General features: G+C 48.2%; 3 protein-coding genes and 1 tRNA gene. All 4 read right to left on the bottom strand.

All coding sequences use genetic code 11. The features are described from left to right. Positions 1-3,999: DNA polymerase III subunit alpha (gene dnaE, locus Q0372_RS00030; protein ID WP_298101199.1), on the bottom strand; the 3,999-nt coding region annotated here is incomplete at its 3' end. Between the two features lie 320 nt (positions 4,000-4,319). Next, complete coding sequence (locus Q0372_RS00025) at positions 4,320-5,000, bottom strand: amino acid racemase (protein ID WP_298101196.1); 681 nt, start codon at positions 4,998-5,000, stop codon at positions 4,320-4,322. 28 nt (positions 5,001-5,028) lie between these two features. Further along, a complete protein-coding gene (locus Q0372_RS00020) occupies positions 5,029-6,339 on the bottom strand; it encodes a dicarboxylate/amino acid:cation symporter (RefSeq protein WP_297901296.1) in 1,311 nt (436 codons plus the stop codon). A gap of 249 nt (positions 6,340-6,588) precedes the next feature. After that, positions 6,589-6,665: transfer RNA gene (locus Q0372_RS00015), tRNA-Ile, on the bottom strand. Between the last annotated feature and the right edge of the window lie 392 nt (positions 6,666-7,057).

Below are 7,057 nucleotides of genomic sequence, written 5' to 3'. Positions count from 1 at the left end.
AAAAGCGAGGTGGTAAATTTTATAAATCTTCTCGCGATTTAGCTCGCCCAAATTTAGCTCACACTCGAAATCCTGCGCGTTTTTGCGCTGCGTCTCGCGCTCTTTGCGCACCTTAAGAACGGGATCCTCCGCAGCAAACCCGCCCCTTCGCTCAGCAAAATTCCCGCCGCCGTAGCTGCCACTTCGTTCGCCGCCGAAGCCGGAATTGCCGCCGTTAAAGCCTCCGCGCTCCCTACCGCCAAAGCCTCGCACCTTGCTAGGTACGTAGCCGTCGATATTCTGCGCGGCATCTAGAGTTAAAATTTCATCCAGATAAATTTGAAATTTCCCGCCGTAAGGGGATGTGTTTTTGCTAAGCCGTGCCCAAAACGCCATCGGGCGCTCCAGCTCCGCGTCCGTTAGCGCAGTGACCGCATCACAAATATCGCCGAACGCACTCATCTCGAAGCTGCCCGCAAGATCAAGCACCGTTAGATTTGCCATCTGCTTGCCCGATTTAGTCGTGCGCGCAAAGACGTTTTCGATCTTACCGACGCACAAAATTTTAACGCTCGCGTCCTCTTCGCCCACCAGTTCGTCGAATTCGTTCGATTTGGTATGCGCGATCGCGCCAAGCTGCGCGGCGTAGGCTTTGAGTGGATTCTCGCTCAAAAATACTCCCGCGCGTGGACGAAAGCTCGCATCTCGAGCGTTTTGCAGGCTCATCATCGAAAGAAACGACAGCTGATACGCCGCGCCGCCGACCGCACTTTTTGAAATTTTAATCATAAAGGCATACGGATGCTCCCGCTCCTGCGGGCTTAAGTTTTCGATCGCCTTTAGCGCGTTATCAAACACCGCTAGCTCGAAGCTGCCGTGCAGATCAAGCACGTTTAAAATCCCCATTTTTTTGCCCGTTTTTGTCATGCGCGTGGACAGATCCTCGATCCGCCCCACGCTAAGCACCTCGGCGCTATCGCCCTCGATCTCGCTAAACGCCGAGGATAGCGTATAGTCGATGCCCTCCATCTCCTCTTTATAATCATCCAGCGGATGCCCCGAGAGATACACGCCCACGGTCTGCTGCTCGAATTTTAAAATTTCGCCCTGCGGAAATTCTTTATCGGTATCGACGAAGCTTACGCTCATACCGCTCGTCATATCCTCATCCTCGCCAAAAAGCGAGCTCTCGGCGTCCTTTTTAATCTCGGTGATCTTCTTCATCACATCTAGGATATTTTCCATATTTTGAATCATCGCTAATCGACTCTTGCCCAGACAATCCATCGCGCCTGCGTAGATCAGCGACTCGATGACCTTTTTATTGACGCGGAAATTATCCACTCGCGAAGCAAAATCGTCGATGCTTTGAAATTTAGCCTCGCTTTGAAGCTCTAATATATTCTCGATTGCAGCGCCGCCCACGCCCTTAATCGCTCCTAGGCCGTAGATGATCGAGGTGCCAGATTTGGAATTTTCGTCGTCCACGACGCTAAAGCCTCTTAAGCTTTGATTGATCGACGGCGGCAAAAGCCCGATGCCTAGACGGCTAGCCTCGTCGATATATTTTGAAATTTTATTGGTATTGCCCTCCTCCGAAGTAAGCAGCGCCGCCATAAACTCCGCCGGATAGTAGGTCTTAAGATAGGCCGTTTGAAAGGTGATCATTGAATACGCCGCGGCATGGGATTTGTTAAAGCCGTAGGAGGCAAATTTCATAATCAGATCAAATAGCTCATCTGCCTTAGCTACGTCAAAGCCCAGCTCTTTGGCGCCGCTTAGATACTGCTCTCGCATGTGAGCGAGCTTCTTCTCATCCTTTTTACCCATCGCGCGGCGCACCAGATCGGCATCGCCCAAGCTAAAGCCGCCCACCTTCTGCACGATCTGCATAACCTGCTCTTGATAGACGATGATGCCATATGTTGGCTCTAAAATTTCTCTTATCTCGGGGAAAATATAGCTTGCTTTTAGCTCGCCGTGTTTGATCCTGATAAAATCGGGGATTAGATCCATCGGCCCCGGGCGATAGAGCGAGATCATCGCGATGATATCCTCGAAGCGGTCGGGGCGCAGGTTCATCGCCAGATCCTGCATGCCCGCGCCCTCGATCTGGAAAATCCCCAGCGTGTTGCCGCTTTGAATGGTTTTGTAAGTTTGCGGATCGTTAAAGTCTATCTCCTCCCAAACTATGTCGCGATTATAGCGGCGCTTGACGAGCTTGATGGCATTATCGATCACATCGAGGTTTTTAAGGCCAAGGAAGTCAAATTTTATCAGATCGACGTCCTCGAGATAGTTTTTGGTGTATTGCGTTACTAGGCGCGCATCCTCGCCCTTATCCTGCTTAAATAGCGGCGCTTTGTTCCACAGCGGCTCGTTTGAGATCACCACTCCCGCGGCATGCATTCCTGCGTTGCGATTTAGCCCTTCAAGGCCCAGCGCAAACTCCCAAACCTGCTGTGCGATCGGATCTGCGTCGATAAATTCCTTCAGCTTCGGCTCGGCGTCGTAAGCCTGTTTGAGCGTGATACCGAGCTTATCGGGGATCAACTTCGCCATCTTATCGGCTTGTGAAAGTGGCATGTCGCAGACGCGAGCCACGTCGCGGATGACGCCGCGCGCGAGCAGCTTACCGAAGGTCGCAACCTGCGCGACGTTGTATTTGCCGTACTGATCGATGACGTAGTCGATCACCTCGCCTCTGCGCGCCTGGCAAAAATCCACGTCGATGTCGGGCATCGAGATACGCGACGGATTTAAAAATCGCTCAAAAAGCAGATTATAGGGGATTGGATCGAGGTCGGTAATGCGAAGTGCATACGCGCAGATGCTACCCGCCGCAGAGCCGCGACCGGGGCCAACCGGGATGTCGTGATCCTTCGCCCAGTTGATGAAATCCTGCACGATGACCATATAGCCCGAAAAATGCATGTTTTTGATGATGGCAAGCTCCTTTTCCAGGCGCTCGCGATAAATTTCGTGTTTCTGTGGGTCGATAAATTTAAGGCGCTCTTTAAGCCCCTCGCGGCAGAGATGATCGAATAAAAAATCATCGTTTGCAAAGCTATAGCGCTCCGAGGGCTGCGGCAGCGAAAGCCCGAGCCTAGCGGCGTATTCGATCGTAAATTTAAAATTCGGCGGCGTCGGCGCGTAGTCCTTCTCGTCGAAAGCAAATTTCAAATTGCATTTTTCTACGATCTCGGCGGTATTTTCGATCACTTCGGGGATGTCCGCAAAAAGCCGCCTCATCTCCTCGTCGCTTTTTACGTAAAATTCTGAAACGACGTGTTTTAGGCGGTCGCCGTCGTTGATCGTCTTGCCCATCGAGATGCACTGATAGACGTCGTGAGCCTTGGCGCGATCCTTGCGCGAGTAGTGAGCGTCGTTGGTGGCGATGATCTTGACGCCGATTTCGCGCGAGAGGCGGATGAGGTCTTTATCGACATTTAACTGCTCGCCAATGCCGTGGCGCATGATCTCGAGATAAAAATCCTCGCCGAAAATTTCCTTATACTCAAGCGCCGCTTTTTTCGCCGCTTCGTAGCCGCCCGCGCCACGCTTTAAATTTCGCTCGCTTCTATTTAGATGAAATTCCACCTCGCCCGCTAGGCACGCCGAGGAGCAGATGAGCCCCTCGCTGTGCTCTTTTAAAATTTTTTTGTTGATCCTCGGGTAGTAGTAGAAGCCGTCCAAAAACGCGCGCGAGCTAAGATACATCAGATTTTTGTAGCCCGTCTCATTTTTGGCAAGTAGTATCAAGTGATAGCGCTGGCGGTCGCTTTTATCGCCGATGTCGTCGTGGTTGTGCAGATAGGTCTCGATGCCGATGATCGGCTTAATGCCGTGCTTTTTCATCGTCTGATAAAAGTCTATCGCGCCGAACATATTGCCGTGGTCGGTGATCGCGCACGCCTTGGTGCCGCGGCTTTGTAAAAGCTCGGCGAGCTCGCTTACTTTATTCGCGCCGTCTAGCAGCGAATACTCGGTGTGAAGGTGCAGGTGGGTGTAGTCGCTCATTTTTGGTCCTTTTTTGATTTGGAGATTATATTAAATTCGGGCTTTAGAAACGGTCAAATTTAGTGGAATTTTAGCTTAAATTTCAGCGCGAAATTTTACGAGCAAATTTTGTTACGGAATTTTATTTCGGAGGTTTTACATTCTGGATCTGCGGTTTAAATTTTGACAAAATTCTAAGCTTAAAATGCTGTGATGAAATTCCACTATCATAAAATTTCACCTCGATGGAATTTTGAGCCAACGCAATTCCGCAAAATTCTACGACTTAAATCGTCGTAAAATTTTGCGGTTTAAAATTCCGCCTGCAAAGCCTTACAGCTCTACGATCTTGAGAATTCCGCGATCGCTTTAGCAAGCTCTCTAGTAGGATCGACGAAAATTTTATCGCTTTTGATTAATGGCAAAAATAGCGGCAGCTCAGTGCAGGCAACAACATAAATATCAGCATCGATTTTGCCTAGCAAATTCTCAAAAGCCCCCACGTATTCGGCAGTCTTGCCCGCCTTAACGCCTTTGTAGATGCAATCCATCAAAACCGCTTGATTTTCTTCGCCAAGCTCCACGCTGATTAGCCCTGCTTCTTTGAGCGGATCGTCATAAATTTTAGCTTTTTTTGTACCGATAGTGGCTAGCACAGCGATTTTATGGGCATTTGGATAATTTTTGCGGATCGCTTTTACGGTGACCTCGGCGATATGAATTAGCGGGATTTCCGCCGCAGCTTCTACATCGTCTGCAAAAAAATGCGCCGTGTTGCACGCCATCGCAAACGCCTTGCAGCCTGCATTTTTGAGCCTAACGGCGCTCTCGCTTAGGCGCGGAAGCGGATTTTCACCTTTGCCTAAGATAAATGCTGTGCGATCTTCAATCTGCGGATAACTATCGATTACAAGCGGAATATTTTCTTGATCGCTACCCGCAGCAGTCTCTTCTATGATCTTCATATACAGATCCGCACTCGCCAAAGGTCCCATTCCACCGATAATTCCAACTCTTTTCATAGCTCGTCCTTTCTAAATTTTACTTGGGCTAATTTTCCCACTTACTCATATCCATTTCGTTTTCGCTCTTTGCGACGTAGATCGACGCCACAACATCGCCCGTTACGTTCATCGAGGTTCGCCCCATATCCAAAATCGCATCAATGCCTAAAATCATTCCGTAAGCGATCGCTACATTACCGCTTACCTTGACGCCGATAGATTCGAGCACTAAAAGCAGCATCAGCGCACCAGCTCCCGGAACTCCGGCAGTTCCGATCGCCGCAAGCATCGAAGTGATGATGATCGTGAGGTAGTGGCTGCTGTTTAGATCAATACCGCAAGCATTAGCGATAAAGAGCGTGCATACACCCAAATACACGGTCGTGCCGTTCATATTCACCGTAGCGCCCACGGGCAAAACAAAGCCGTAGATCGCCTTTGGAATTCCCATATCTTCGGCGGTTTGCATCGTAATCGGAAGCGTGCCGTTGGAGCTGCGGGTAACAAAAGCCGTAAGCATCGGCGGACGCACTTTTTTAAGGAATTTAATCGGGCTAACTCCGATAAGCATACAAATAACGCAATAAACCGCAAATACTTGAATCGCAAGTCCCACGTATAGGGTAATCGTGACATTTAATAGCGAGCTGAAAGCCTCGATACCGCTTTTATTAAACACTACAAACATTAGCGCAAAAACGCCAATTGGTGCGTATTGCATTACCCAGTGCACGACCTTAAACATAATCTCGCTCATTCCGTCGAAAAAATTATAAACCGTATCAGCGGAATTTTTAATACGAGCATCACTACTGTCGCGGCAAAACGCAAGCCCTACGCCAAGAAATAAGCAAAACGCGATAATCGGCAAAATTTCGCCCTTGGCTATGGAATCAAAAGGATTCGTAGGAATTATATTAAGCAAAATTTTACTCATACTAGGCGCGTTCGCTGCCTTTTCGACAGCCTTGGACGCATCGCTTAGATCAAGCCCGCTACCTGGAGAAAATACAAACGCACACGCTAGACCGATGACGATCGCAAAAAGCGTCGTTATAGCGTAAAATATGATCGCCTTAACGCCTACTTTGCCCAGGTGCGCGGGCGAGATGCTGCTCGTGCCCACGATGAGCGAGCAGATGATGATAGGCACCATGATCATCTTTAAAAGCCGCACGAAAAGATCTCCCAAAGGCGTTAAAATCGCCACCCACGTGGTATCACCCACCGGCATATTTTTAGGTAGTAACATACCAATCGCAGAGCCCAACACTAAAGCGATAATGATGCGCCAAAGCAAGCTTGAGTTAAAATAAAAGGCTAAAATTCCGCCTTTTTTCGTTTGATTTTCTGACATGGACATCTCCCTGCACTAAGAATTTTAACGGAATTCTACCGCAACTTGCCATAAAATAAAATTTAATCGGTCGCCAAATGAAAGTTAAATTTGAAAATTCAATCGCGAGCTTGCCGCATTTTAAAGCTGAAATTATGCGGCAAGCTTTGTCTTTTGAAGTTATGAAGCGGAATTTCAAAGGAAAAACGACGCATGAAATTTATAGAATTTTGCGGATTTTGATGTAGTGAAAAGCAAAAAATTTTGTGGTGGTGGGCTCACTAGGACTTGAACCTAGGACCATCCGGTTATGAGCCGGATGCTCTAACCAACTGAGCTATGAGCCCGCCAGCGGTGAAAAAGAAATGTGATTTTACAAAAATAATCTTAAAACGGCGTTAAAATTCTAACCGCGTAATTTTATGGAACTTAGACCCGTCCAAATCGTGGCTAAATTTCACACCAAAGCACACAACTTTATCTGATTCCCGATCAGATCACTTTCGTGCGCACAAGGCGGCGTAAATTTAAGACAAAATTTATATAAATTCCAGCTCTTAAATCCGCCGCGATAAATCTAATCCGCTCGCAAATCGCGTAAATTAATAGCTTTTTACTTGAATAGGCTCCGATAGCATTTTAGGGACGCCCGGTAATCCATACGCTCCCCGGCAGATATTATTTTCGGCATCGGGACCTTTTTCTATGATGATGGTTTTCTTTTTAGCATCTAAGCTGA

This window comes from uncultured Campylobacter sp., from assembly GCF_937997405.1.
GTDB lineage: Bacteria > Campylobacterota > Campylobacteria > Campylobacterales > Campylobacteraceae > Campylobacter_B.
Note: the sequence above shows the minus strand (reverse complement) of the source record. Positions and strands in the feature narration are given on the sequence as shown.

What these genes read in the sequence shown, in the direction of transcription:
- Q0372_RS00025 (WP_298101196.1), bottom strand. Translation starts at nt 5,000, where the DNA reads ATGAAAAGAGTTGGAATTATCGGTGGAATGGGACCTTTGGCGAGTGCG.
- Q0372_RS00020 (WP_297901296.1), bottom strand. Translation starts at nt 6,339, where the DNA reads ATGTCAGAAAATCAAACGAAAAAAGGCGGAATTTTAGCCTTTTATTTT.